Source organism: Pseudonocardia sp. Ae331_Ps2, assembly GCF_001932405.1.
Classification (GTDB): Bacteria; Actinomycetota; Actinomycetes; order Mycobacteriales; family Pseudonocardiaceae; genus Pseudonocardia.
In genome coordinates this window covers 1,563,391-1,586,595 of record NZ_MCIM01000001.1, presented here as the reverse complement: position 1 = coordinate 1,586,595, position 23,205 = coordinate 1,563,391, and the positions used below count along the sequence as shown (strand labels likewise).

Annotated in this window: 17 protein-coding genes, 1 pseudogene and 1 riboswitch; of the genes and pseudogenes, 12 read left to right on the top strand and 6 right to left on the bottom strand. The window is 74.8% G+C overall.

The genetic code is table 11. From position 1 onward, the window contains the following. Window positions 1–98: 98 nt before the first annotated feature. The 3 genes from Ae331Ps2_RS07490 to Ae331Ps2_RS07480 form a co-directional block, all read right to left on the bottom strand. On the bottom strand, window positions 99–1,187 hold the full coding sequence (locus Ae331Ps2_RS07490) for a ribonucleotide-diphosphate reductase subunit beta (protein WP_020624607.1): 1,089 nt from the start codon (window positions 1,185–1,187) through the stop codon (window positions 99–101). After that, complete coding sequence (locus Ae331Ps2_RS07485; RefSeq protein ID WP_075309880.1) at window positions 1,184–4,069, bottom strand: ribonucleoside-diphosphate reductase subunit alpha; 2,886 nt, start codon at window positions 4,067–4,069, stop codon at window positions 1,184–1,186. Before Ae331Ps2_RS07485 ends, Ae331Ps2_RS07490 begins: the two co-directional genes overlap by 4 nt. A 130-nt stretch (window positions 4,070–4,199) precedes the next feature. Further along, window positions 4,200–4,403: riboswitch (cobalamin riboswitch) on the bottom strand. 75 nt (window positions 4,404–4,478) lie between these two features. Then, window positions 4,479–4,865: a hypothetical protein gene (locus Ae331Ps2_RS07480; protein ID WP_075309881.1), complete on the bottom strand. Its 387-nt coding sequence runs from the start codon at window positions 4,863–4,865 to the stop codon at window positions 4,479–4,481. 170 nt (window positions 4,866–5,035) lie between these two features. Here Ae331Ps2_RS07480 and Ae331Ps2_RS07475 point away from each other — a divergent pair, with 170 nt between their 5' ends. Further along, complete coding sequence (locus tag Ae331Ps2_RS07475; RefSeq protein ID WP_075309882.1) at window positions 5,036–5,398, top strand: hypothetical protein; 363 nt, start codon at window positions 5,036–5,038, stop codon at window positions 5,396–5,398. A 92-nt stretch (window positions 5,399–5,490) separates the two neighbouring features. Here Ae331Ps2_RS07475 and Ae331Ps2_RS07470 read toward each other — a convergent pair whose 3' ends face one another. Continuing rightward, window positions 5,491–7,077, bottom strand: coding sequence for an ABC transporter substrate-binding protein (locus tag Ae331Ps2_RS07470; RefSeq protein ID WP_158071540.1), 1,587 nt, complete (start codon window positions 7,075–7,077; stop codon window positions 5,491–5,493). Between the two features lie 99 nt (window positions 7,078–7,176). Continuing rightward, a complete protein-coding gene (locus Ae331Ps2_RS07465) occupies window positions 7,177–8,307 on the bottom strand; it encodes a GNAT family N-acetyltransferase (RefSeq protein WP_075309884.1) in 1,131 nt (376 codons plus the stop codon). A gap of 158 nt (window positions 8,308–8,465) precedes the next feature. Here Ae331Ps2_RS07465 and mftA point away from each other — a divergent pair, with 158 nt between their 5' ends. The 5 genes from mftA (at window position 8,466) to mftE (ending at window position 15,598) form a co-directional block, all read left to right on the top strand. Then, window positions 8,466–8,552 carry a mycofactocin precursor MftA gene (gene mftA / locus Ae331Ps2_RS07460; RefSeq protein WP_060710386.1) on the top strand — a complete coding sequence of 29 codons (87 nt, stop codon included), beginning with the start codon at window positions 8,466–8,468 and terminating at the stop codon, window positions 8,550–8,552. Next, complete coding sequence (mftB, locus tag Ae331Ps2_RS07455) at window positions 8,542–8,853, top strand: mycofactocin biosynthesis chaperone MftB (RefSeq protein ID WP_043280690.1); 312 nt, start codon at window positions 8,542–8,544, stop codon at window positions 8,851–8,853. Before mftA ends, mftB begins: the two co-directional genes overlap by 11 nt. A gap of 37 nt (window positions 8,854–8,890) precedes the next feature. Next, window positions 8,891–10,126 (top strand): mycofactocin radical SAM maturase, encoded by a 1,236-nt coding sequence (gene mftC / locus Ae331Ps2_RS07450; protein WP_020626287.1) that lies wholly within the window; start codon window positions 8,891–8,893, stop codon window positions 10,124–10,126. Between the two features lie 8 nt (window positions 10,127–10,134). Beyond that, window positions 10,135–14,745, top strand: coding sequence for a mycofactocin system FadH/OYE family oxidoreductase 2 (locus tag Ae331Ps2_RS33090; RefSeq protein WP_371335788.1), 4,611 nt, complete (start codon window positions 10,135–10,137; stop codon window positions 14,743–14,745). Window positions 14,746–14,875: 130 nt separating this feature from the next. Continuing rightward, window positions 14,876–15,598 (top strand): mycofactocin biosynthesis peptidyl-dipeptidase MftE, encoded by a 723-nt coding sequence (gene mftE / locus Ae331Ps2_RS07430; RefSeq protein WP_075309885.1) that lies wholly within the window; start codon window positions 14,876–14,878, stop codon window positions 15,596–15,598. A 63-nt stretch (window positions 15,599–15,661) separates the two neighbouring features. Here mftE and Ae331Ps2_RS07425 read toward each other — a convergent pair whose 3' ends face one another. Further along, window positions 15,662–16,639 (bottom strand): LacI family DNA-binding transcriptional regulator, encoded by a 978-nt coding sequence (locus Ae331Ps2_RS07425; RefSeq protein ID WP_075309887.1) that lies wholly within the window; start codon window positions 16,637–16,639, stop codon window positions 15,662–15,664. Window positions 16,640–16,781: 142 nt separating this feature from the next. Here Ae331Ps2_RS07425 and Ae331Ps2_RS07420 point away from each other — a divergent pair, with 142 nt between their 5' ends. From Ae331Ps2_RS07420 to Ae331Ps2_RS33085, 6 genes and pseudogenes are all read left to right on the top strand, one after another. Beyond that, window positions 16,782–17,603: an ABC transporter permease gene (locus tag Ae331Ps2_RS07420; RefSeq protein WP_075309889.1), complete on the top strand. Its 822-nt coding sequence runs from the start codon at window positions 16,782–16,784 to the stop codon at window positions 17,601–17,603. Next, window positions 17,600–18,394 carry an ABC transporter permease gene (locus Ae331Ps2_RS07415; protein WP_075309891.1) on the top strand — a complete coding sequence of 265 codons (795 nt, stop codon included), beginning with the start codon at window positions 17,600–17,602 and terminating at the stop codon, window positions 18,392–18,394. Before Ae331Ps2_RS07420 ends, Ae331Ps2_RS07415 begins: the two co-directional genes overlap by 4 nt. Further along, a complete protein-coding gene (locus Ae331Ps2_RS07410) occupies window positions 18,391–19,458 on the top strand; it encodes an ABC transporter ATP-binding protein (protein ID WP_139318907.1) in 1,068 nt (355 codons plus the stop codon). Before Ae331Ps2_RS07415 ends, Ae331Ps2_RS07410 begins: the two co-directional genes overlap by 4 nt. Continuing rightward, entirely contained in the window at window positions 19,458–20,522 is a 1,065-nt protein-coding gene (locus tag Ae331Ps2_RS07405) for an ABC transporter substrate-binding protein (RefSeq protein ID WP_075309892.1), read from the top strand. The genes Ae331Ps2_RS07410 and Ae331Ps2_RS07405 overlap by 1 nt, the downstream gene beginning before the upstream one ends. After that, window positions 20,486–21,515, top strand: a pseudogene (locus Ae331Ps2_RS07400) (nucleoside hydrolase). Before Ae331Ps2_RS07405 ends, Ae331Ps2_RS07400 begins: the two are co-directional and overlap by 37 nt. Continuing rightward, entirely contained in the window at window positions 21,512–23,203 is a 1,692-nt protein-coding gene (locus Ae331Ps2_RS33085) for an adenine deaminase C-terminal domain-containing protein (RefSeq protein WP_075309894.1), read from the top strand. Before Ae331Ps2_RS07400 ends, Ae331Ps2_RS33085 begins: the two are co-directional and overlap by 4 nt. Window positions 23,204–23,205: the final 2 nt, after the last annotated feature.

Here is a 23,205-nt window from a genome sequence, read left to right as displayed (position 1 = left end):
TGCTGCGGCGGTGCCCGGAAGATCCCTCACCTTTCGGGTAGGTCGGCCTGAACGCATGAGCGGACGGACCGACGTCGGCCGGCCCGTCCGCTCCGCCGTCAGTCCCAGTCCAGCGAGCCCCCGGTGCGGTACTCGGTCACCCGCGTCTCGAAGAAGTTCTTCTCCTTGCGCAGGTCCATCGCCTCGCTCATCCACGGGAACGGGTTCTCCGGTTCTCCGAACAGCGGGGCGAGCCCGATCTGCTCGGCGCGCCGGTCGGTGATGAACCGCAGGTACCGCTCGCAGGACTCGGCGGTGAGCCCGAGCATCCCGCGGGGCATGGTGTCGCGGGCGTAGGCGACCTCCAGCTCGCACGCCTCCCGCAGCATCGTCCGGATCTCCGCGACGAACCCCGCGGTCCACAGGTGCGGGTTCTCGATCTTGATCTGGTTGATGCAGTCGATGCCGAAGTTCAGGTGGATCGACTCGTCGCGCAGGATGTACTGGTACTGCTCGGCGATGCCCACCATCTTGTTGCGCCGGCCGAGCGCGAGGATCTGGGCGAACCCGGTGTAGAACCACATGCCCTCGAACACCACGTAGAAGGCGACCAGGTCGCGCAGGAACGCGCGGTCGTTCTCCGGGGTGCCGGTGCGGAAGTCCGGGTCGGACAGCGCCTGGGTGTAGCGCAGCGCCCAGGCGTCCTTCTCGGTGATCGACGGGACGGTCCGGTAGGCGTTGAACAGCTCGCCCTCGTCGAGCCCGAGGGACTCGCACACGTACTGGAACGTGTGGGTGTGCACCGCCTCCTCGAACGACTGCCGCAGCAGGTACTGCCGGCACTCGGGGTTGGTGAGGTGGCGGTAGACGGCGAGCACGATGTTGTTCGCGACCAGCGACTCGGCGGTGGCGAAGAAGCCGAGGTTGCGGGTGAGCATCAGGCGCTCGTCGTCGGTGAGGCCGCCGGGGGAGCGCCACAGCGCGATGTCGGCCTGCATGGCGACCTCGGTCGGCATCCAGTGGTTGGCGCAGCCGGCCAGGTACTTCTCCCAGGCCCAGGTGTACTTGAGCGGCAGGAGCTGGTTGACGTCGGCCCGCGCGTTGATCATGCGCTTGTCGTCGGCGTCGATCGGGGCGGCGCCGCGGGCGATCTCGCCGAGCCCGCTGGTGTCGGCGCCCGTGTGGCGGTCGGTGGTCGGGGTGCTCACTGGCAGGCCTCGCAGTCGGGGTCGTCGACCGAGCAGGCGGCGCCCGGGTCGAGATCGGGGGCGGTGACGGGGACCGCGGGCACGGTCGCCGCGGGCGACGGCGCCGGGGCCGCCGGGGCCGGGGCGGCCGCGGGGGTGCTGGGCACGCCGGTCAGTCGGCCGTCGGTGCCGGTGAGGGTGGACTTCTCGACGGCCGTCGCCGCGCGGGTGCGCAGGTAGTAGGTGGTCTTGAGGCCCGAACGCCAGGCCAGGCGGTAGAGCTCGTCCAGGGCACGGCCGCTGGGGGAGGCCAGGTAGAGGTTCAACGACTGGGCCTGGTCGAGCCACTTCTGCCGGCGCGACGCCGCGGCCACGAGCCGGCTCGGCTCGATCTCGAACGCGGTCGCGTAGAGCTCCTTCAGGTCGGCGGGGACCCGGTCGATCTCGGCCAGCGACCCGTCGAAGTACTTCAGGTCGGCGACCATCACCTCGTCCCACAGCCCGCGCTCCTTGAGGTCGCGGACCAGGTGCGGGTTGATCACGGTGAAGTCGCCGGACATGTTGGACTTCACGTACAGGTTGAGGTGGATCGGCTCGATCGACTGCCCGACCCCGCAGATGTTCGAGATCGTCGCCGTCGGGGCGATCGCGAGCACGTTGGAGTTGCGCATCCCCTGGGTGCGGACCTTCTCCCGCAGTGTGTCCCAGTCCAGCGTGGACGACCGGTCGATCTCGAGCTCGCCGTCGCCGCGGGCCGCGGCCAGCAGGTCGAGCGAGTCCAGCGGCAGGATCCCGCGGCTCCACAGCGACCCGTCGAAGCTGGCGTAGCGGCCGCGCTCGACCGCCAGGTCCGACGACGCGGTGATCGCGTGGAAGCTCAGGAGCTCGGCCGAGGTGTCGGCGAACTCGACGGCCGCGTCGCTCGCGGGGGCGATGCGCTGGACGAACAGCGCGTCGGAGAAGCCCATCATGCCCAGGCCGACCGGGCGGTGGCGCAGGTTGGACCGGCGGGCCTCGGGGATCGTGTAGAAGTTGATGTCCACGACGTTGTCGAGCATCCGCACCGCGGTCGTCACCGTGCGACGGAGCTTGTCCGCGTCGAGCCCGTCGCGCGTGACGTGCGCGGCGAGGTTCACCGAGCCGAGGTTGCAGACCGCGACCTCGCCCTCGTCGCCGGCGCGGGTGTTCAGGGTGATCTCGGTGCACAGGTTCGACGAGTGCACCACCCCCGCGTGCTGCTGCGGGCTGCGCAGGTTGCACGGGTCCTTGAACGTGATCCACGGGTGCCCGGTCTCGAACAGCATGGTCAGCATCCGCCGCCACAGCTCGACCGCGCGCACCGTGCGGTGCACCCGGATCTCGCCGCGCGCCGCGGCCGCCTCGTACTCGCGGTACCGCTGGGCGAACGCGGTGCCGTAGAGGTCGTGCAGGTCGGGCACCTCGTCCGGGGAGAACAGTGTCCACTCGGCGTCGGCCTGCACGCGGCGCAGGAACTCGTCGGGCACCCAGTTCGCGGTGTTCATGTCGTGGGTCCGGCGGCGGTCGTCGCCGGTGTTCTTGCGCAGGTCGAGGAACTCCTCGATGTCGACGTGCCAGGTCTCCAGGTAGGCGCACGCCGCGCCCTTGCGCTTGCCGCCCTGGTTCACCGCGACGGCCGTGTCCCCGGCGATCTTGAGGAACGGCACCACCCCCTGGGAGACGCCGTTGGTGCCGCGGATGTGCGCGCCGAGGCCGCGGACCGGGGTCCAGTCGTTGCCGAGCCCACCGGAGTACTTGGCCAGCAGCGCGTTGTTCCGGTACCCGCCGAAGATCGACTCCAGGTCGTCGTCGACGGTGGTGAGGAAGCACGACGACAGCTGCGGCCGGGTGGTGCCGGAGTTGAACAGCGTCGGGGTCGAGGCCATGAAGTCGAAGCTGGACAGGACCTCGTAGAACTCGATCGCCCGGGCCTCGCGGTCGATCTCGCGCACCGCCAGCCCCATCGCGACCCGCAGGAAGAACGCCTGCGGCAGCTCGAAGCGCACGCCGCGCTCGTGCAGGAAGTAGCGGTCGTAGAGGGTCTGCAGGCCGAGGAAGCCGATCTGCAGGTCACGGTCCGGGCGGAGGGCGGCGGTGACCCGGTCCAGGTCGAAGGTCGCGAGCTCGGGGTCGACCAGGCCGATCGCGATGGCGTGGCGCAGGTAGTCCTTCGTGTAGGACGCGTACCGCTCGGTCATCGTCGCGTGGTCCGGGGTCTCCCGGGTGCCCGCCAGGTGCGAGACGGCCTCGGCGCGGAGCCGGTCCAGCAGCAGTCGGGACGCCACCAGGGAGTAGGCGGGCTCGCGCTCCACCAGGGTGCGGGCGGCCAGGACCAGGGCCTGGGCCAGCTCGTCGGCGGTGATGCCGTCGTAGACGGTGCGGTCCAGCTCGGCGAGCACCGGCTCCGGCGCGACGTCGTCGATGCCGTCGCACGCCTCGCCGAGCACCGCGGCGACCCGGTCACGGTCCAGTGGGGTCCGGCTGCCGTCGGGCCCGGTGACGTGCACGACCGGTGCGTCCGACACGCTGTCCCCGCCGTCGCGTTCCCGGGCCCGTGCCTGCTGCTCGCGGTAGAGCACGTAGGAACGGGCGACCTTGTGGTGGCCGCCGCGCATCAGGGCGAGCTCGACCTGGTCCTGGATCTGCTCGACGTGCACGGCGTGCGCCGGGTGCCGGGTCAGCGCCGCGACGACCTGGTCGGTCAGCCCGGCCACGAGGTGGTGCAGCCGCGACGACGTCGCGCCCGAGTCCCCCTCGACCGCCAGGAACGCCTTGGTCGTCGCCACCGAGATCTTCGTGGCGTCGAACCCGGTCTCGGAGCCGTCGCGCCGGATGACGCGCAGGGCCGGGGGTGCTGTTGCCGGTGCAGCGGTGGAAGCCGTCACGGGCTCTCTCCTCGCGAGTCGCCGTCGCCTCCGGGGGCGGGCGCGGTGCGAGGAGGCGGCGGGTCCCGTGCCGTCGGCGGCCCACCGCACCCTGGCGCCGTCCCACGAGGCCCCGGAGCAGCGCGCACCGGTCGGTACGCGCACCGGTGGCAGGTCTTCGGACTCACGGGCGCACTGCTCACACCTACTGGCCGTCGCTTCCCGGGATCACTCCCAGTGCTGTTGACGGCGGTCGTTCCCGTTCACCGCTGCGGGGCAGTCCCGGATTCCCACCGGGTTCCCTCTTGCCTCACCGGCCCGGGCGGGCCGGTGAACCACCAGTAATCCGGACACTACATCTTGTGGGCAGAGCTACTCCATCCCCCCATCGGTGCGGATGCGACCCCCCTCGGTGACCGGCGGTCCGGGGTCAGCCCGCCGCCCGTCCCTCGGCCGTCGCCCGGGGGCCGGGGGCGAACACGTGCCCCGCGAGTGCGGGCGGGACGGCGGCGAGGCCCGGCCCGCCGGCGCGCACCCAGGCCGCGACCGCGTCCGTGGTCGCGGCGTCCAGGACCGCACGGAGCCAGACCGGGCGGGCGCCCGCCCGGCGGGCCCCGGGCGCCGGGGCGACCACCAGGACGTCGGAGTCCGCGCACGGGCCCAGGCACTCGCTGGTGCGCAGCCGGGCGTGCCCGGCCAGGCCGTCGGTCAGCCGGTCGAGCAGCCGGTCGTGGTGGTCGCGGTCGAGGCCGGGGTGCTTGCGGCCGGAGCCGCAGCAGCACCCCCGGCAGGCGGTGACGGCGGGGAGGGCGGACACGCCCCGACCCTACGTGACACCTGACGAACTGTTCAGGTGATCACGGCGACGACGGGTGTCCGGCGGCACCGGCCCGGCGGACGGTCGTGGTCGACGAGGCGCGGCGGGTAGGCAGGGCCCGCCGTGGGGTACTCCGCCGCCGACCGTTCCACCATCGACAGGGAGATCCCGTGAGCCACCACGTCCTGGACGCCGCCGGCGTCACCACCCCGGCCGTCGTCGTCGAGAAGCTGCACGACGCCGCCCGCGCGAGCACCGCCTGCGCCTCGGCGATGGTCGCCTCCGGCGGGATGGAGACCGAGGTCCTGCTGGCGCTCGACGCCGCCGACCTCTGCACCGCCGCCGCGGCCGTGCTCGGCCGCCGCACCGGGGACAAGGCCGTCGGCGAGGCCGCCGCCTCGGCCGCCGCGCTGGCCTGCGAGGCGTCCGCCGCGGCCTGCGGCGCCCACGCCGACCACCACGAGCACTGTCGGCTGCACGCCGAGGTCACCCGCGAGACGGCGGCGCTGCTGCGCGAGCACGCCGGCGCCTGAGGCCCGGCGGGGCGTGCGCGGCCGGGCCCCTGGCCCGGCTGCGCACGCCCGTCCTGCGGCCGGGAGCGGTTCCGAGCCCCGCCCGCAGCGGGTCACCCCATCCGCAGCCGGTGGAACCGGGCCCAGGTGGCGGTGTCGGGCCGGGCGGGCTCGACGCCGGTCAGGTCGGCGGAGACGCCGACGTGCTCGTCGCCCGAGGACCAGACGGTCGAGCGGTCGCGCAGCAGGAGCTGGGCGCGTCGCAGGGCCTCGACCCGGCGCGCCTCGTCGGGCACCCCGCGCGCGGTGGCGAGCAGGGCACGCACGTCGGCCCGTCCCGCCGCGGCCGGTGCGGCCGGCGCGCCGTCGTCGCCCGCGGTCGCGGCGGGCGGGGCGTCGTCGGCGGGGTCCGGGCCCGCGGTCGCGCGCAGGTACAGCGGGAGCGGGGTCGCCGCGGCCCGGCGGAACCGGATGCCCGGGGTCGGGACGGCGTCGGGCGGGTCCGGCTCGCGCGGCGTGCAGGTCAGCCCGATCTCGGCGAGCTGTTCCACGACGGTGTCGGCGGCCGGGCGCGACATCGGGTCGAACGGGTCGAACAGCAGCGGCACCTCCAGCCGGTCCGCGCCCGCCGCCGCGACGAGCTCCCGCGCGCGGGCGACGTCGCGCTCCACCGGCGCGAACCCGGCCGGGTGATACGCCAGGCCCGGGCCGAACAGGTCGTCGCCCGGCTCGGCGAGGTCGAGCAGCACCTCGCGGACGAGCTCGGTCCGGTCGATGCCGAGCCGGACCGCCTCGGCCAGCCGGGGATCGCCGAGCACGTCGCCGGACGCCCCGGCGGTCGTGCCGCCCGCCGTACCGGTGCCGGGGGCCGACCCGGCCGGGCCGACGTCGAGGAAGCGGGTCGCCGAGCCCGGCGCGGACACCACCGTCGTGCCGACCCGCCCGAGCAGCCGGCGCGCGCTGTGCGGGAACAGGTCGTGCGCCCAGTGCACGTGACCGTCCACGAGGGACTGGTAGCGGTTCTCCTCGTCGTCGTCCACCACGAACTCCACGGCGGGCGAGCGCGCCGCGCCCAGCCAGTGGCCGTCGTGCCGGTAGAGCGCGTCCGGGGACCCGGGCAGCCAGCGGAACGCTCCGGTGCCCACCGGCGGGGTGCCGCGGCCGTCGCGCACGATGCCGGTGCCCGGCGAGCCCAGGACGAGGCCGAACAGGAAGTCCGGGGCGCCGAGCACCAGCTCCACCTCCGACGCCGAGACCGCCCGGCTGGCGGCGAGGTCGAGCCCGGCCAGCAACGGTGCCGCCGTCGCCCCGGTGGCGGGATCGGTGATCCGGCGCAGCGACGCCAGCACGTCGGCCGAGGTCAGCGGGCGCCCGTCGTGGGCGGGGGCGTCGCGCAGCCGGATCCGCCATCTCGTCCCCGTCCGGTCCGGCGCCGCCGACGCGGCCAGGTGCGGCCGTGGGGTCATGTCCTGGTCCCAGACCAGCAGCGTGTCCGCGACGGCCGCCGCCCGCGCCCGGTCCACCGGCCGCCACACCACGTGCGGGTCCGGGACGCCGAGCGGGCCGTCACCGGCGAACGCGGCCACCAGCCGAGGGGCGGTGGTGTCGGCCGGGGCCCCGCACGCGGCCAGCGCCGGAATCCCCGCCAGCGCCGCGGTCGCACCGGCGGCCCGCAGGAACGATCGACGGCTCAACTGCACGACCACAGGGTGCCCGGTGCGGTCACGGCCGAGGCGGCGGGGAGGGACCTCCGCGGGTGCCGGGCGGGCTCAGGACAGGGCGTGCCCGACCCGGAGAGATCACCGGCGCGGGCCGGCGGCCTCGAGGTGGGTGCCGACCGGCGTGAACCCGCTGCGCCGGTACCAGTCCCGTGGCCAGTCGTCGACGCCGGCGCCCAGTGCGAGCAGGTCGCAGCCGTGCTCGGCGGCGAGCTCGCGGGAGCGGGCCAGCAGCGCCCGGCCGTGCCCCCGGCCGCGGTGGGCCCGGTCGGTCTCCAGGGCGTCGAGCCAGGCCGTCGCACCGTCGCGGCGCAGCGTCGCGGCCGCCACCACCCGGTCGTCGACGACGACGGCGAGGCGGTGCAGGGCCAGCACCCGGTCGTCGCCGGTGTCGCGGTCGACCAGCTGGCCGAGGTCCTCGGGTCCGGTGCCGGGCAGGTCCCGGGCCCAGGAGGCGCGCCGGAACCCGCGGAGCTCGTGGTGGTCCAGCTCGGTGACCGTCGCCGTGTCCGGGGTCGCGCCGGTCGTGGTGGGGGCGGTCATGGCCTCGTTCGCCGCGACCGACCACCCGGCGGCGCGCAGGCCGTCGGCCAGCTCGTCCGCGCCCGGTCCCCACAGCAGCGCGTTCGGGTGCAGGCCGTGCGCGGTGAGCGCCCGGTCGGCCTCGGCGAGCACGGTGGCCGGATCGGTCCGGTCAGGACGGTCGAGCAGCAGCCGGTTGTGCATCCGCGACACCGGCCAGGCGTCGGTCCGGACCGCGACGCCGCCGGTCACGGGCTCCTCCGCGCTCGCGCCGCGGCGCAGCATCGACGGCTCGAACCCCATCGCCCGCGCCGCTGCGCCGGGTTCGGGGACCTCCGGGGCGGCGAAGCCGTCCGGGCCGGGTCGGTAGGGCAGCACCATCAGCACCGCCGACGCCGGCACCGCCCCGTAGGCGTGCGGGAACCGCATCGACGCCGGGTCGGTCGGCACGCCCGGCTCCCACCGGACGTCGATCCCGGCGCCGTCGATCCGGGCCGGGTCGAGGACGAGCAGGACCAGGTCCGACCGGCCGGCGAACAGGCGCTGCGCGGGCAGGGCGACCTGGTCGGGCGTCGACAGGTGCACGAACCCGACCTCGTCGAGGGAGGGGGGAGCCACGGCTCCGGTGTCGAGCCACCTCCGCCACTCACCCGGGGTGCAGAGGTGCAGCAGGACCGTCCCGACCGTCATGGGAGACAGCCTGCCCGCCCGTCCGAACGGACGGGCGTGGATGTCGAGTATTGATTTCCGGCACCGGGTGCCAATAGCGTCCGATCCGCTGCCACCGCCGGCCGGCGGGGCGGTTCACCACCTCTCTCGCCGAGAGTCGGATCCAGCGGAGGTTGCGCATGAGTGAGCACCAGAACGAGGACGCCCTGACCGAGGAGACCCTCGTCGAGGAGGTCTCCATCGACGGCATGTGCGGTGTCTACTAAGCCCCTCGACACCACGGTTCCGGACGGTGCCGCGGGGGCTTTCGACCCCGCGGCACCGTACCGGCTCAGCGAGAGCGTCTCGCTGCGTCCGGAGCCCTTCGGCGCCCTGGTGTACGACTTCGTGACCCGCAAGCTGTCCTTCCTCAAGACGCCCCAGCTGGTCTCGGTCGTGCGCGACCTGGAGAACCAGCCGGACGCCCGGTCGGCCGTCGTGGCCGCCGACGTCCCCGAGGCCCAGCACGACGCCTACCTGCGTGCCCTCGCCGGACTGCTGAAGTCCCGCACGATCGTCGCCCGCTAGTCCCGCCCGCCCCGCCGACCACCACAGTGAGGTGCCCGTGAAGCTGGTCGACCACTTCCAGTACGGCCTGAACTCGCCCATCTGCCTGACCTGGGAGCTCACCTACGCGTGCAACCTCGCGTGCGTGCACTGCCTGTCCAGCTCGGGGCGGCGCGACCCGCGCGAGCTGAGCACCGCCGAGGCCAAGGCCGTCATCGACGAGCTGCAGCGCATGCAGGTCTTCTACATCAACATCGGTGGCGGCGAGCCGACCGTGCGCCCGGACTTCTGGGAGCTGCTGGACTACGCCATCGCCCACGACGTCGGCGTCAAGTTCTCCACCAACGGCGTCAAGCTCGACAAGGCCCGTGCCGCGCAGCTCGCCGCGACCGACTACGTCGACATCCAGATCTCGATGGACGGCGCGACGGCCGAGGTCAACGACTACGTGCGGGGCCCCGGCTCGTTCGACACCGCGATCACCGCGCTGGAGAACCTCGCCGAGGCGGGCTTCAAGCACCCCAAGATCTCGGTCGTGATGACCCGGGAGAACGTCGACCAGCTCGACGAGTTCAAGGCCATCGCCGACAAGTACGGCGCCCAGCTGCGCATCACCCGTCTCCGCCCGTCCGGCCGCGGCGCCGACGTCTGGGACGAGCTGCACCCGACCCAGGCCCAGCAGAAGCAGCTCTACGACTGGCTGGTCGCGAACGGCGACCAGGTCCTGACCGGTGACTCGTTCTTCCACCTGTCGGCCTACGGCGAGGCCCTGCCCGGGCTGAACCTGTGCGGCGCGGGCCGCGTGGTCTGCCTGATCGACCCGGTGGGCGACGTCTACGCCTGCCCGTTCGCGATCCACGAGAACTTCCTGGCGGGCAACGTCCGCGACGAGGGCGGCTTCAAGGAGGTGTGGGAGCACTCCGAGCTGTTCACCGAGCTGCGCCAGCCGCAGACCGGCGGGGCCTGCGCCTCGTGCTCGCACTACGACTCCTGCCAGGGCGGCTGCATGGCGGCGAAGTTCTTCACCGGCCTGCCGCTCGACGGCCCGGACCCGGAGTGCGTGCAGGGCTACGGCGAGGCGATGCTGGCCGCGCGCTCCTCCGACGCGGTGATCCCGAAGTCCGACGTGGACCACTCGCGCTCCGCGCCGCGCAACTCCCGTGCGCCGAAGCAGCCGACGATGCTCTCGCTCGCCCCGCCGCCGCGCCGGCCGGACCGGGCGTGCGACGAGAACCCGCTCGCCGGGTTCGCGCCGGACGCCGTGCCCGCGGCGCAGCCGGTCGCGACCCGCTGACCACGGACCTGCTGCTGACGGGGCCCGTCGACCTGCGTGGTCGGCGGGCCCCCTCGCGTGTGCTGTTCGGGCCGCACGAGACCAACCTCGGGAACGCGGCCCGGGAGATCACCGACCGGCACGTCGCCTACTACGCCGCCCGGGCCGCGGGGGGCGCCGGGATCGTCGTGACCGAGCCGGCGTCGGTGCACGCCTCGGACCATCCCTACGCCTACGCCCCCGCCGCCTTCCCTGCCGCCTTCCCCACCGCCGCGCCGCAGGGCCCTGCTGAACCGCGTGGCCAAGCTGCACGGCCCGACCCTGCTGCACGGCCCGGCCCTGCCGCACGGCCCGGCCCTGCCGCGGCGGCGCGCGTCGAGATGCAGCTCAGCGGGAACTGTGGATCTTTCGGGCCCGCTGAGCTGCATCTCGGTGACCGGGACGGTGACCGGGACGGTGCGCGGGTGCCCGCCGCGGCCGGGTGGGCGGCGGTCGTCGCGGCGTGCCGGCCGTACGGGACGCTCGTGCTGGCCGGGCTCGCGCACGCCGGTGGGCAGGGCAGCTCCGCGCACTCCGGGCACCCGCTGTGGGCGCCCTCGTCGGTGCCCGACGTCGTGTCCCGTGAGGTCCCGGTCGCGATGGGGGCCGCGGAGATCGACGCGGTGGTCCGCGGCTTCGCCGACGCGGCCCGCGCGGCTGTGGACAGCGGTGTGGACGGTGTGGAGATCTCCGCCGGACAGCACTCGCTGCTGCGCCAGTTCTGCTCCGGCCTGACCAACCACCGCGACGACGCGTACGGCCGCGACCGTGCCCTGCTGCTGCGCGAGGTCCTCGACGCCGTGCGGGCCGCGATCGGACCGGACCCCCTGCTGGCGGTGCGCCTGTGTGTGGATGAGCTCGCACCCTGGGCCGGTGTCACCGGTGACGACGGCCTCGCCATCGCCCGGGCCGTCGCCGACCGGGTGGACCTGCTCGTCCCTGTCGTCGGGAGCGCGTTGTCGGTCGCCGCGACCCGGCCGGACCTGCACACGCCCGAGGCGTTCCTCCGGGGCCGGTGCGGCGGCCTGCGGCGCGCCATCGCCGGTGCGACGACGGTCGTCCTGGCCGGCAGCGTCGCCACCCACGCCCTCGCCGAGGGGGCGCTGACCAGCGGCGACGCCGATATCGTCGAGATGACGAGAGCGCAGATCACGGACCCGCGGCTCGTCGCGCTGGCCCGGGCCGGGACACCGGAGCGGATCCGGCCGTGCCTGCTCACCAACTCCCTCGCCGCGGCTCGGGACCCGCGCAACCCGGTGGTCGGCGACGAGCTGGAGCCCCGGTCGGGGCACGAACGGACCGACCCGGACCCGGAGCCGCACACGGTCCCGTCGCGTTCCGCGGAACGCGCTCCTGAGGGTGTCGCCGGTCCTCGGGCGCGTTCCGCGGAACGCGGTTCGGAAGGGGACACCGGGCTGCCGGAGCGTTCCGCTGAACGCGGTCCGGAGGGCGTCGCCGGTCAACGGGTGCGTTCCGCGGAACGCGGTTCGGACACCGTCGAGGGTCCGGTGGACCGTTCCGCGGAACGGGGTCCGGATGCCCCGGGGGAACAGCGCGGGGACACGGCCGCGGGCGGTGAGCCGCGTTCCGCGGAACGCGGCGTGGCGCCTCGGCGGGCGGTGCTCGTCGTCGGGGGAGGGCCCGCGGGGCTCGAAGCGGCCCGGACGCTGGCACTGCGCGGACATCCGGTCACGCTGCACGAGCGCGCCGACCGGCTCGGCGGCCTGCTGCCCGCGGCGGCGGTACTGCCCGGCCGGGACCGGCTCGCGCTCGCTGCACCGTGGTGGGCCGCGGAGCTCGACCGGCTCGGCGTCGACGTTCGGCTGGGGTCCGAGGTGGACGCCGCGACGCTCGCCGCCGCCCGGGAGCGGGGTGTGGCGGTGGTGCTCGCGACCGGGTCCCGGCCTCCGCCACCGGTGGTCGACGCGGACGTCCCGGTGCTCGCCGCGGCGGAGCTCTGCGCGGGGGTGGCGCGATCAGTCGGTGTCGTCGCGGTGCTCGCCTCCGCGCGCGTTCCGCGGAACGCACCGGTGCTCGTCGTCGACCCGCTCGGGGACTGGACCGGGCCGGGGGTCGCGGAGCTGCTCGCCGGGGCCGGGTACCGGGTGGTGCTGTCCACCCCGGACGTCGTCGCCGGGCACCAGCTCGGCCGCTGCGGGGACATGGCCGCGGCGAACGTGCGGCTGGAACGGGCCGGTGTCCGGCGGGCGCTGTTCACCCGGCCGGGAGCGGTGCGAGGCGGGGTCGCGGAGCTGGTGGACGTCCACACCGCTGCGGTGACGACCGTGCCGTGCGCGGCCGTCGTCGACTGCGGACCGCGGCTCCCGCAGAACGCGCTCCCGGCGCTGCCCGGCTGTCACCCCGCGGGGGACCGGGTCGCGCCGCGGACGCTCGCCGAGGCGGTGCGGGAGGGGCGGCGGGCCGCGTTCGCTCTCGCGGAGGCGGAGGCGGAGGCGGAGGCGGAGGCGGAGGCAGACGCAGAGGCAGACGCGACGGCGGGCGGCACGACCCGCGCCGGGGCACGTGACACGACCGGGGCCGGTGGGGCCGCGCCGCCGGAGTCCGCGGACGGGGAGCTCCCGCGGCCCCGGCTCGGCGACCCCCTGCGCCTCGGCCGCACCACAATGCGCAACCGGATCGTCTTCACCGCCCACCTCACCGGCTTCGCCGAGGGCGGCATGCCGACCGACCGGCACACCGCCTACTACGCGGCCCGAGCCGCGGGCGGCGCCGGACTGGTGATCACCGAGGAGCACGCCGTCCACCCGTCGGACCGGCCGTACGAGCGGCTGATCCGCGGTCACGACCCGGCCGTGCTGCCCGGCTACCGCGCCCTCACCGACGCGGTGCACGCCCATGGCGCGCGCGTGCTCGCCCAGCTCAACCACAACGGTGCGCAAGGGTCGGGGATGTACTCGCGTGCGGCCGTCGTCGGGCCGTCGGCGCTGCCCGACCCGATGTTCCGGGAGGTCCCCGCCGAGCTCGACGCCGCCGGGATCGGGGAGATCGTCGCCGCGTTCGCCGACGTCGCCGCGCGCTGCGTCGCCGGCGGGTTCGACGGCGTCGAGCTCCAGTGCTCGCACGCCTCGCTGCTGCGGCTGTTCCTCTCCCCGGCCACCAACCACCGCACCGACGCCTGGGGCCGCGACCGGGCGAAGCTGGTGCTCGACATCGTCGCCGCCGTCCGTGCCGCGATCGGCCCGGACCCGGTGCTGGGTCTGCGGATCGGTGTCGACGAGCGCATCGAGGGCGGCATCACCCCCGCCGACGGCGCCGACCTCGCCCGCCGGCTCGCCGCGACCGGGCAGGTCGACCACCTCAACACCTCGATCGGGGTCGCCACCTCGACGCTGCACCTCATCGAGCCCTCCATGCACACCCCGCCGGGCTACGCCGGGCACCTCGCCGCGACCCTGCGCCGCACCGTCCGGGCAGCCGGGGCAGACCTCCCGGTGATCGGGGTCGGCCGGTTCACCACACCCGAGCAGGCCGCCGCGGCCCTCGCGCGCGGCGAGTGCGACCTCGTCGGCGTCGCCCGCGGGCAGATCGCCGACCCCGGCTTCGCGACCAAGGCCCTCACCGGACGCCCGGTGCGCCGCTGCGTCGGATGCAACCAGGACTGCATCGGCCGGGTCGGGCTGAACCTGCCGCTGGGCTGCGCGGTCAACCCGGCCGCGGGACGCGAGCGGCTCGTCCCGCTCGCCCGGTCCGCCGACCCCGCGCCGGGGCGGGTGCTCGTCGTCGGGGCCGGGCCCGCCGGGCTCGCCGCGGCCGCGTCCCTCGCCGGACGCGGGCACCGGGTGCTGCTCGCCGAACGCGCGGGCACCCCCGGTGGGCGGCTCGCCCTCGCGGCGACCGCGCCCGGGCGGGCCGAACTCGGCCACGTCGTCGCCGACCTGCTGCGCGAGGTGCACACGGCCGGGGTCGAGGTCCGGTACGGCACGACCGTCGACCGCGGTCTCGTCGACGAGCTGGACCCCGCGGCGGTCGTCGTCGCCACCGGGTCGGTGCCCGCCACCCCGCCGTGGGACCCCGAGCGGCTGACCGTCGCCGTGGACGACGTGCTGGCCGGGGTGCGCCTGCCCGCGGGCCCGGTGCTCGTCGTCGACGAACTCGGGTTCCACCAGGCCACCTCGGTCGCCGAGCTGCTCGCCGCCCGCGGGCACGCCGTCGAGATCGTCACACCGGCGCTGGTCGTCGGGCAGGACCTCGGACTCACCCTGGACCGCGAGGGGTTCCGCCGCCGCGCGCACGCCGCCGGGATCCGCTGCAGCACCGACCGGGCCGTGCTCGGGGTGCTGCGCAGGGGCGAGCGCGGGGGTGAGCAGAGCGCAGGGGGGCCGGGCTGCGCAGGAGGACCGGGCTGCACGGTGGAGCTGCTGCACCACCCGACCGGTCGCGCCGAGCGTCGCGAGGTCGGCGCCGTCGTCGCCGCGACGGCCACCGTGCCCGCCACCCGCCTCTGGACCGCACTGGCCGACGGGCCGTGGCCGGTGCACCGCATCGGCGACGCCCTGGCCCCGCGCCGGTTCGACGCCGCGATCCGCGAGGGGACGCTGCTCGACCTGCGTCCGGCCCCGGTCCCTGCTGTCGCGCCGTGACCACCGCCCCGGGCGCGCCGGCCCACCGGCCTCCGTGCTGCGGGGTGGCGTCGTCGCTGCCGGGTGGCGTCGTCGTCCCCGCGGTGACCGCGCCGCGCCGGACCGGGACCCGACCGGGCAGGCTGGGACCGTGCTGCTCGCGGATCTCACCTGGCCCGACCTCGACCCGGCCGCGGTGTACACGCTGCTCGTGCCGGTCGGCTCCACCGAGCAGCACGGCCCGCACCTGCCGCTGGGCACCGACACCGCCGTCGCCTCGGCGGTCGCCGCGGCGCTGCACGACGCCGACCCGGGACTGGTCCTCGCCCCCGCGCTGCCCTACGGCGCCGCGGGCGAGCACGAGGGCTTCCCCGGCACCGTGTCGATCGGGGAGGACGCACTGCGCACCGTGCTCGTCGAGTACGGCCGCTCGGCGTGCCGGTGGGCGTCGAGGCTGGTGCTGCTCAACGGGCACGGCGGCAACGTCGCCGCGCTGCGGTCCGCGGTGACCCTGCTGCGCCACGAGGGCCGCGACGCCGGCTGGCTGTCCTGCGTCGCCGACGTCCCCGGCGTACCGCTGGACGCCCACGCCGGGCGCTACGAGACCTCGCTGCTCACCCACCTGCACCCCGGGGCGGTTCGCGCCGACCGCGCCGAGATGGGCGACACCCGGCCGCTGCGCGAGGTCATCGCGGAGCTGCGGGCCGGGGGGATCGCCGCGGTCAGCCCGAACGGCGTGCTCGGCGACCCGGCCGGGGCGTCGGCCGAGGAGGGCCGGCGCCTGCTCGCGGCGATCACGGCGACGGCGTCGGCGGCGGTCACCGCCTGGGACCCCGACCCCGGCACCGGGCGTCTCCGCCCGCCGGCGGCGTAGCGCGGGGTCACGCCGCCCGGTGAGCCGGCGCCGGCGCTCCGCACACCACCCGGCGCCCGGTGCTCAGTGGGGCGGGCCGGTACTGCGGCCGGGCACGAGGTCCGTGCCGATCCGGGTGACGCCGGGCGGGGCGTGCGGCACCGCGGCCAGTGCGGCCGCGGCGGCCCGGCCGAGCTCCTCCAGTGGCACCCGGAGCGCGGTCAACAGCGGGTCCGAGCCGTCGTCGCCCCCAACCGCGGCCAGGTGGTCGACCGCTGCGACGCTCATCCGGCCCGGGACGTCGACACCCTGCTCGCGCAGCCCGATCAGCAGCCCGAGCGCGATGTAGCTCGAGTAGGCCACGACCGCGGTGACCTCGTCGGCAAACGGCCACCGGGCGGCCAGGCGGAGGCCGGTGTCCAGATCAGGGCTCTCCGAGCCGACCACGTCGAGCCGCCCGCCGACCGTCCGTACCCGGCGGGTCGCGGCGGCTACCCGCAGCCGGTCCAGCGACGAGCCGTGCGGGCCGCCGACGTAGCCGATGCGCCGGTGTCCGAGCCCGAGCAGGTGCTCGGTCAGCCGGCCGACCCCGCGTGGGGTGTCGGCGAGGAACGCGGGCAGTCCACGGACGGGTCGGTCGATCACGGCGAGCGGGATCCGGGACGCGAGCTCGCGCAGCCCGTCCTCGGGGGCGCGGGGGGCGACCAGCAGTACACCGTCGGCGTGCCCGAGGAGTCCGCCCGCCAGCTCGATCTCCTGGTCACCGTCGACGGCCGAGGAGATCAACGAGTGGCCGCCGGCCGTGGACAGCTCTCGCTGCGCCCCGGCCAGGATCGGGCCGAAGTAGGGGTTGGTGAGCGACGGGACGACCATCGCGATGGTCCCGGTACGCCCGGTGAACAGGGCCCGTGCCGCCGGGTTGAGGCTGAGCCCCATCTCCGTGGCGAGGCGCTGGACGCGTTCGCGGGTGCCCGCGGCGACGAGATCGGGCCGGCTGAGCGCGCGGGAAGCAGTGGACTTCGAGACGCCGGCCGCACGGGCGACATCCTCGAGCCTGATCACGCGTCGTTCCTCTCGTGCCGCGGTGTGTTTCGTCCTGATGAATCCGGGATGGATCGGATTGCGGCTCTCCCACGGCCAACTGTAGCGTCCGCTGCAACCGGTTGCTGCAACCGGTTGCAGTTGGTGAGCGAACGGAGACCCGATGCGACGACTGGCGACCGCGGCGTTGGTGCTGCCCGCGGTGGTGCTGCTCGTCGTGGGCTTCGGCTATCCGTACGTGACGATGCTGCTGGCCCCGGCCGCCGACCCCGCCCCGGACGTACCCGGCGCGTTGCTCGCGGCGGTGACCGATCCCTACGTGATCGAGATCGTGGCCCGCACCGCCCGGGTGGCCGGGCTCGCGACCCTGGCCAGCGTGCTGCTCGGGTTCCCGGTGGCGTGGCTGATCAGCCGGGTCGCGCCGCGGTGGCGGGCGCTGCTGCTGCTCGCGGTCACGTTCCCCCTGCTGCTGTCCACCGTCGTGCGGACCTTCGCCTGGATCGTGCTGCTCGGCGGGGAGGGGCTGGTCAGCCGTGCCCTGCAGGGCGTCGGGCTGGCGTCGGGACCGGTCCAGCTGCTCTACACCGAGACCGCGATGGTGCTCGGCCTCACCCAGCTGTTCATGCCGCTGCTGATCCTCACCGCCTACAGCTCGCTGGCCTCGGTCGACCCGGCCCTCGAGGACGCCGCCCGCGGCATGGGAGCCGGCAACGCGGCGGTGTTCACCCGGGTGGTGTTCCCGCTCGCCCTGCCCGGGACGGCCGTCGGCGCGATCCTCGTGTTCGCCGGCTCGGTCACCGCGTTCACCACGCCGTCGCTGCTGGGCGGCACCCGCAACCGGACCCTGGCCACCCTGCTCTACCAGGAGGCGAACACCTCGGTGAACTGGAGTGCCGCCAGCGCGGTCGCCATCATCATGACCGCGATCCTGCTGGTCGTGACGCTGGTGCTCGCCCGGGTCCCGGCGATCGGGGCCCGCCGGTGACCCGTCGTCCCGTGCTGACGGTGCTCGCCGCGGTCGCCGTGTTCTTCCTGCTGTTCCCGATCGTCGTCGTCGTCGGCATCGCGGTCACGGCCGGGACGGCGCTGGCCTTCCCGCCGGAAGGGCTGTCGCTGCGGTGGTTCACCGAGGCGGTGTCCTACGAGCCGTTCCGCTCGGCGCTCGGCACGAGCCTGGTCGTCGCGGTGTTCGCGACGGTGCTCGCGCTCGTCGTCGGCGTCCCGGCCACCTACGCGATCCACCGGCGCTCACCGCGCGGGCGCACCCTGCTGCAGACGCTGTTCCTGTCGCCGCTGATCGTGCCCGAACTGGTCCTCAGCTTCGCGCTGTTCCAGTTCTTCGTCGTGCAGGCCGGGATCGACACGTTGTCCGCGCTGGTCGTCGGGCACGCGGTGCTCCTGCTGCCCTACACGGTGCGCGTGACCGGCGCGTCGCTGCTCGCCGCCGACCCGGCGCTCGAGGAGGCCGCGACCGGGCTCGGTGCGGGCCCGCTGACCACGTTCTTCCGGATCACCCTCCCGGTGATCGCTCCCGGTGTGGTGGCCGCGTCGATCCTGTCGGTGCTCACCTCGTTCAACAACGTGCCGCTGTCGCTGATGCTCACCTCCCGACGCGTGGAGACGCTGCCGGTGGCGATGCTGTCCTACGTCCAGACGTCCTTCACCCCGATGGTCGCCGCCGCCAGCACCCTGTTGCTGGTGTTCGCGGTGGCCGTCGCGCTGGTGACCGAACGGCTGGTCGGATTCCAGAAGGTCTTCGGACGGAGTTCCTCATGACGACCCCCGCCCCGGTGCGTCCCCCGACCGCCACCGACGACGACGTGGTGGGACTGTCCGGCGTCAGTCGCGACTTCGGAGCGGGCCCGGTCGTGGACGACCTCGACCTGTCGGTGCGACGGGGCGAGTTCCTGGCGCTGCTCGGACCCAGCGGCTGTGGCAAGACCACCCTGCTGCGCATGATCGCCGGCTACCTGGAGCCCACCGCGGGTCGGGTGACGATCAACGGTACGGACGCCACCCGGATGCCGGTCCGCCGTCGCAACATCGGCATGGTCTTCCAGTCCTACGCGCTGTTCCCGCACCTGAGCGTGGCGGAGAACGTCGCGTTCGGGCTGCGGATGCGCAAGGTCGGCCGCGTCGAACGGGACCGGCGGGTGCACGAGGCGCTGGACCTGGTCGGACTCGCGCACCTCGGCGCGCGCCGCCCGGCCGAGCTGTCCGGTGGCCAGCAGCAGCGGGTCGCGCTCGCCCGCGCCGTCGTCGTGCGCCCGGACGTGCTGCTGCTCGACGAGCCGCTGTCCAACCTCGACGCCCGGCTGCGGGTGCAGCTGCGCGACGAACTCGCCAGGGTGCAGCGCGAGACCGGCCTGACCACCGTGCTGGTCACGCACGACCAGGAGGAGGCGCTGGCCGTCGCCGACCGCATCGTGCTGCTGGACCGCGGCCGGGTCGCGCAGGAGGGCACGCCACGGGAGGTCTTCGAGCGGCCCCGCACCCGGTTCGTCGCCGAGTTCCTCGGCTACCGCAACGTCCTCGACCTCCCCGGGCGCGGTCGCGTCGCGATCCGGCCCGAGCACGTGCGGGTGCACCCCGATGGCGGAGCCACCGACGCGGCCCCCGGCGACGCCCGCGACGTCGTCGTCCTCGACGGGACGATGCGCTCGTCGACCTACCGCGGGACCTACAGCACCGCCACCGCCGTCGTCCCGACGCACGGGGGCGAGGCCGAGGTGCAGGGCGTCACCGGCACGCCCGAACCGGCCCCTGGTGACCGGGTCCGGGTGGAGCTGCGGGTGTCCGCGATCGTGAGTCTGGAAGCCGACCCCGAGGAGGTCCTGTGATGGCCAGGCCCGTCATGAAGAGGAACGCCGTGTGGGTCTTCGGGGCCGTGACGGCGGTGTTGCTCGCCGGCTGCGGCGGACCCGGCGGCTCGGGCGGGGGTTCCGACGAGCTCGTCGTGTCCGGGTTCAGCTTCGGGGCGGAGGAGTTCGAGAAGACCGTCGTCGCCCCGTTCGAGGAGGAGACCGGCATCCGGGTCACCTTCGACCCGGGCTCGAACTCCGACCGGTACAACCGGCTGCTGGTCGACCGGGCCCGTCCGGACGTCGACGTCGTGCTGATCTCCGACCTGTTCGCCGCCGACGGGGAGCGGGAGGGGCTGTTCACCGACATCGACCCGGGGTCGGTGCCGAACCGGGCGGACACCGTCGAGTTCGCCCGGGACGCCCCGGGCCAGGGAATCCCGTACACCTTCACGCTGCCGGGCGTCCTCTACTCGACCGACGCCTTCCCCGACGGACCGCCGACGGTCGCGTCGCTCTGGGACCCGGAGCTGGCGGGCCGGATCGCGGTCCCCGACATCTCGGCGACGGCGGGGATCCCGTTCCTCATCGCGGTCGCAGAGACCTTCGGCAGCGGGCCGCAGGACGTCGACACCGCGTTCGCGAAGCTGGCCGAGCTCAAGCCGAACGTGCTGCAGTTCTACTCGAGCACCACCGAGCTGCTCAGCCTGCTCGAGCGGGGCGAGGTCGTCGCCGCGCCGGGCCTGGACCTGTTCGCCTACGACGCCGTCGAGGCCGGCCGGCCGGTCGCCTGGGCCCCGTTCGACCGGGGACGAGTGCTGTCCTACAACAAGGCGGAGATCGTCGAGGGGGCCGCGAACACCGACGGCGCCCAGCGGTTCGTGAACTACCTGCTGTCGCCGGAGGTGCAGACCCGCACCGCCACGGCGTTCTCCGACAAGCCGGTGAACCGGGCCGCGACCGTCCCGCCGATCATGACCGAGGTGTCCGGCGGCGCCGCGACCGACCCGGGTGCAGCCGGCTACGTCCCGCTGGACCTCGACTTCGTCGGCGCGAACCGCGGCGCGTGGATCGACCGGTTCGCCCGCGAGGTGTCGGGCTAGTGCCGGAGCCGACACCGCCGCTCCCGGTCGTGATCGACACCGATCCCGGGGTCGACGACGCGATTGCGCTGCTCCTGGCTCTGGGCTCCTCCGCACTGCGGGTGGCCGGGGTGACGACGGTGGCGGGCAACGCAGGGATCGAGCAGGTGACGGCCAACGCCACCGCCGTGCTGGACCTGGCCGGCGGACCTGCCGGTCGCGATGGGGGCGGCCGGGCCGCTCGCCGGTGGCCCCCGGGTGCCCGACGAGCCGGTGCACGGCCCGGGCGCCCTCGGCGGGGTCGTCCTGCCGCCGGGCGCCCGTTTGGTCGCCGGCACGCCCGGTACCGGGGGCCACGGCCCGGACGGCCGTGGCGACGGGACGGCCGCGGTCGACCTGATCGCCCGCCTGGCCCGGACGCACCCGGGCGAGCTCGTGCTGCTCGCGCTCGGACCGCTGACGAACGTGGCCCGGCTCCTCGAGCGCGACCCCGAGGCGGCAGGCATGCTCGCCGGCGTCGTCCACATGGGAGGCGCCGCCTTCGCCCCGGGCAACGTCACCCCCGCCGCGGAGTTCAACACCTACTGCGACCCGGAGGCGGCCCGGGTGGTGCTCACCAGCGGTCTGCCCGTCCGGCTGGTGCCACTCGACGTGACCCGCCGGGTCGTGCTGCCGGGCGCCGTCGCCGACCGGCTCGCCGGCTCCGCGGACCCGGTCACCGCCACCGCAGGCGCAATGCTGCAGGGTCTGGTGGAGGGACACGCCCGCCGGCACGGGGTCCGCGAGTGCCGGGTGCACGACGCGACGGCCGTCGTCGCGCTGCTCGATCCGGAACGGTTCTGCTGGCGGCGCCACCCCGTCGACGTCGAGTGCGTCGGCGAGCTCACCCGGGGGGCGCTGGTGACCGACGTGTACGGCCGCACCGGGCGGCCCGCCACGGTCGAGCTCGCCCTGGACCTCGACCCGGACCCCGTCCGTCACCGCCTGCTCGCCGTCCTGGAGGACGCCCGATGATGCGTGCGATCACCGGAACGCTGCTGCTGCGCGGCGGATCCGTCGTCTCCGTCCACACCGGCGAGACGTTCCGCGCGGACGTGCTGGTCGAGGGGGACCGGATCCGAGCCGTGCTCGCCCCGGACCGGGCGGAGCTGACCGCCGCGGAAGAGCTGGACGTGACCGGGCGGCTCGTCGTGCCCGGCTACATCGACGCGCACATGCACGTGGAGAGCTCGCTGGTGCCGCCGGCCGAGTTCGAGGCGCTCACCCTGCACCGGGGCACGACAACCGTGCTGGCCGACCCGCACGAGATCGTCAACGTCGCCGGTCGCGAGGGCATGGCCTGGATGATCGAGCAGGGCCGTGGCCTGCGACAGGACATCCGGTGGGCGGTGCCGTCCTGCGTGCCGTCGCTGCACGGGTTCGAGACCGCCGGGGCCGACCTCGACGCCGACGACATCGCCGAGATGCTCGGCTGGGGCGGCGTCACGACGCTCGGCGAGGTCATGGACTACCGGGCCGTGATCGGCGGGGACCCACGGACCCTGGCGATCATCGACGCGGCGTGCCGGGCCGGGGTGCGCCTGGACGGTCACTGCCCGCACATCAGTGGGGCAGACCTGAACGAGTACCTGTGGGCGGGCGTCGACTCCGACCACACGAAGAACTCGCCCGAGGTCACCGTGGAGAAGGCCCGGCTCGGGATGGTCATGATGCTGCAGGAGAAGTGCCTGCGGCCCGAGCTCGTCGAGGCGTTGCTCGCGCTGCCGGTGCTGCCGGACTTCTGCCTGGTCAGCGACGATGTCGCCCCGGACGCGGCGGTCGACCACGGGCATCTCGACCACCTGGCGGGCGTCGCCCTGGACTGCGGGCTCCCGGCCCTGGCGGCTCTGCGCGCGCTGACCCTGCACCCGGCACGCCGGCTCGGCCTCGACGATCGTGGCGTCGTCGCCCCCGGCCGGCGGGCAGACCTCGTCGTGCTGCGCGACCTGACCTCCTTCGTCCCCGAGCACGTGGTGTGCGGTGGTGTGCCGGTCGGTGAGCCCACCCCGCGCCCGACGCCGTCGCACCCGTTCGGCGGGACGGTCCGGCTGCCCGAGGCCCCGGACGGACGGTGGCGGACCGACCTGCCCGACGGCGAGTACCCGTTCCGCGCGTTGCGGGTCAACCCGGTCGACACCTACACCGAGCCGGACGAGATCGTCCTGCCGGTGCGCGACGGTGTCGTCGAGTGGGAGGGCCGCTGCGCAGTGGTGACGGTGGTCGAACGGCACACCGGGGCCGCGTCGCGGCAGACTGCACCGGTGCTGGGGTTCGCCCCCACGCCCGGAGCCTTCGCGACGACCTACGCACACGACAGTCACAACCTCACCGTCGTCGCCACGTCCGCCGGGGCACTCGCCGAGGCCGCCGGCCGGGTTCGTGCGGCCGGCGGCGGGATCGCCCTGGTGCGAGAGGACTCCGCGCCAGTGGAGCTGAGGCTGCCGATCGGGGGCGTCATGTCCGACCTCCCCGCGGACGAGGTCGCCGCGGCGGCCCGGGAGATCCGCTCCGCGGTGCGCGAGTGGGGCTGGGACCACGCCAACCCGTTCATGAGCCTGACGACCATGACGCTGCCGGTCTCGCCGCAGGTGAAGATCACCGACCGGGGGCTGGTGCGGGTCGTCGAGCGGGACTGGGAACCGGCGGTGCGCGCGGGCGGGTGAGC

Bases quoted from the DNA above. Each gene is read 5' to 3' on its own strand.
- Ae331Ps2_RS07465 (WP_075309884.1), bottom strand. From the start codon at position 8,307: ATGACGGTCGGGACGGTCCTGCTGCACCTCTGCACCCCGGGTGAGTGG.
- mftA (WP_060710386.1), top strand. From the start codon at position 8,466: ATGAGTGAGCACCAGAACGAGGACGCCCTGACCGAGGAGACCCTCGTC.
- Ae331Ps2_RS07420 (WP_075309889.1), top strand. From the start codon at position 16,782: ATGCGACGACTGGCGACCGCGGCGTTGGTGCTGCCCGCGGTGGTGCTG.
- Ae331Ps2_RS07410 (WP_139318907.1), top strand. From the start codon at position 18,391: ATGACGACCCCCGCCCCGGTGCGTCCCCCGACCGCCACCGACGACGAC.
- Ae331Ps2_RS07405 (WP_075309892.1), top strand. From the start codon at position 19,458: ATGGCCAGGCCCGTCATGAAGAGGAACGCCGTGTGGGTCTTCGGGGCC.
- Ae331Ps2_RS33085 (WP_075309894.1), top strand. From the start codon at position 21,512: ATGATGCGTGCGATCACCGGAACGCTGCTGCTGCGCGGCGGATCCGTC.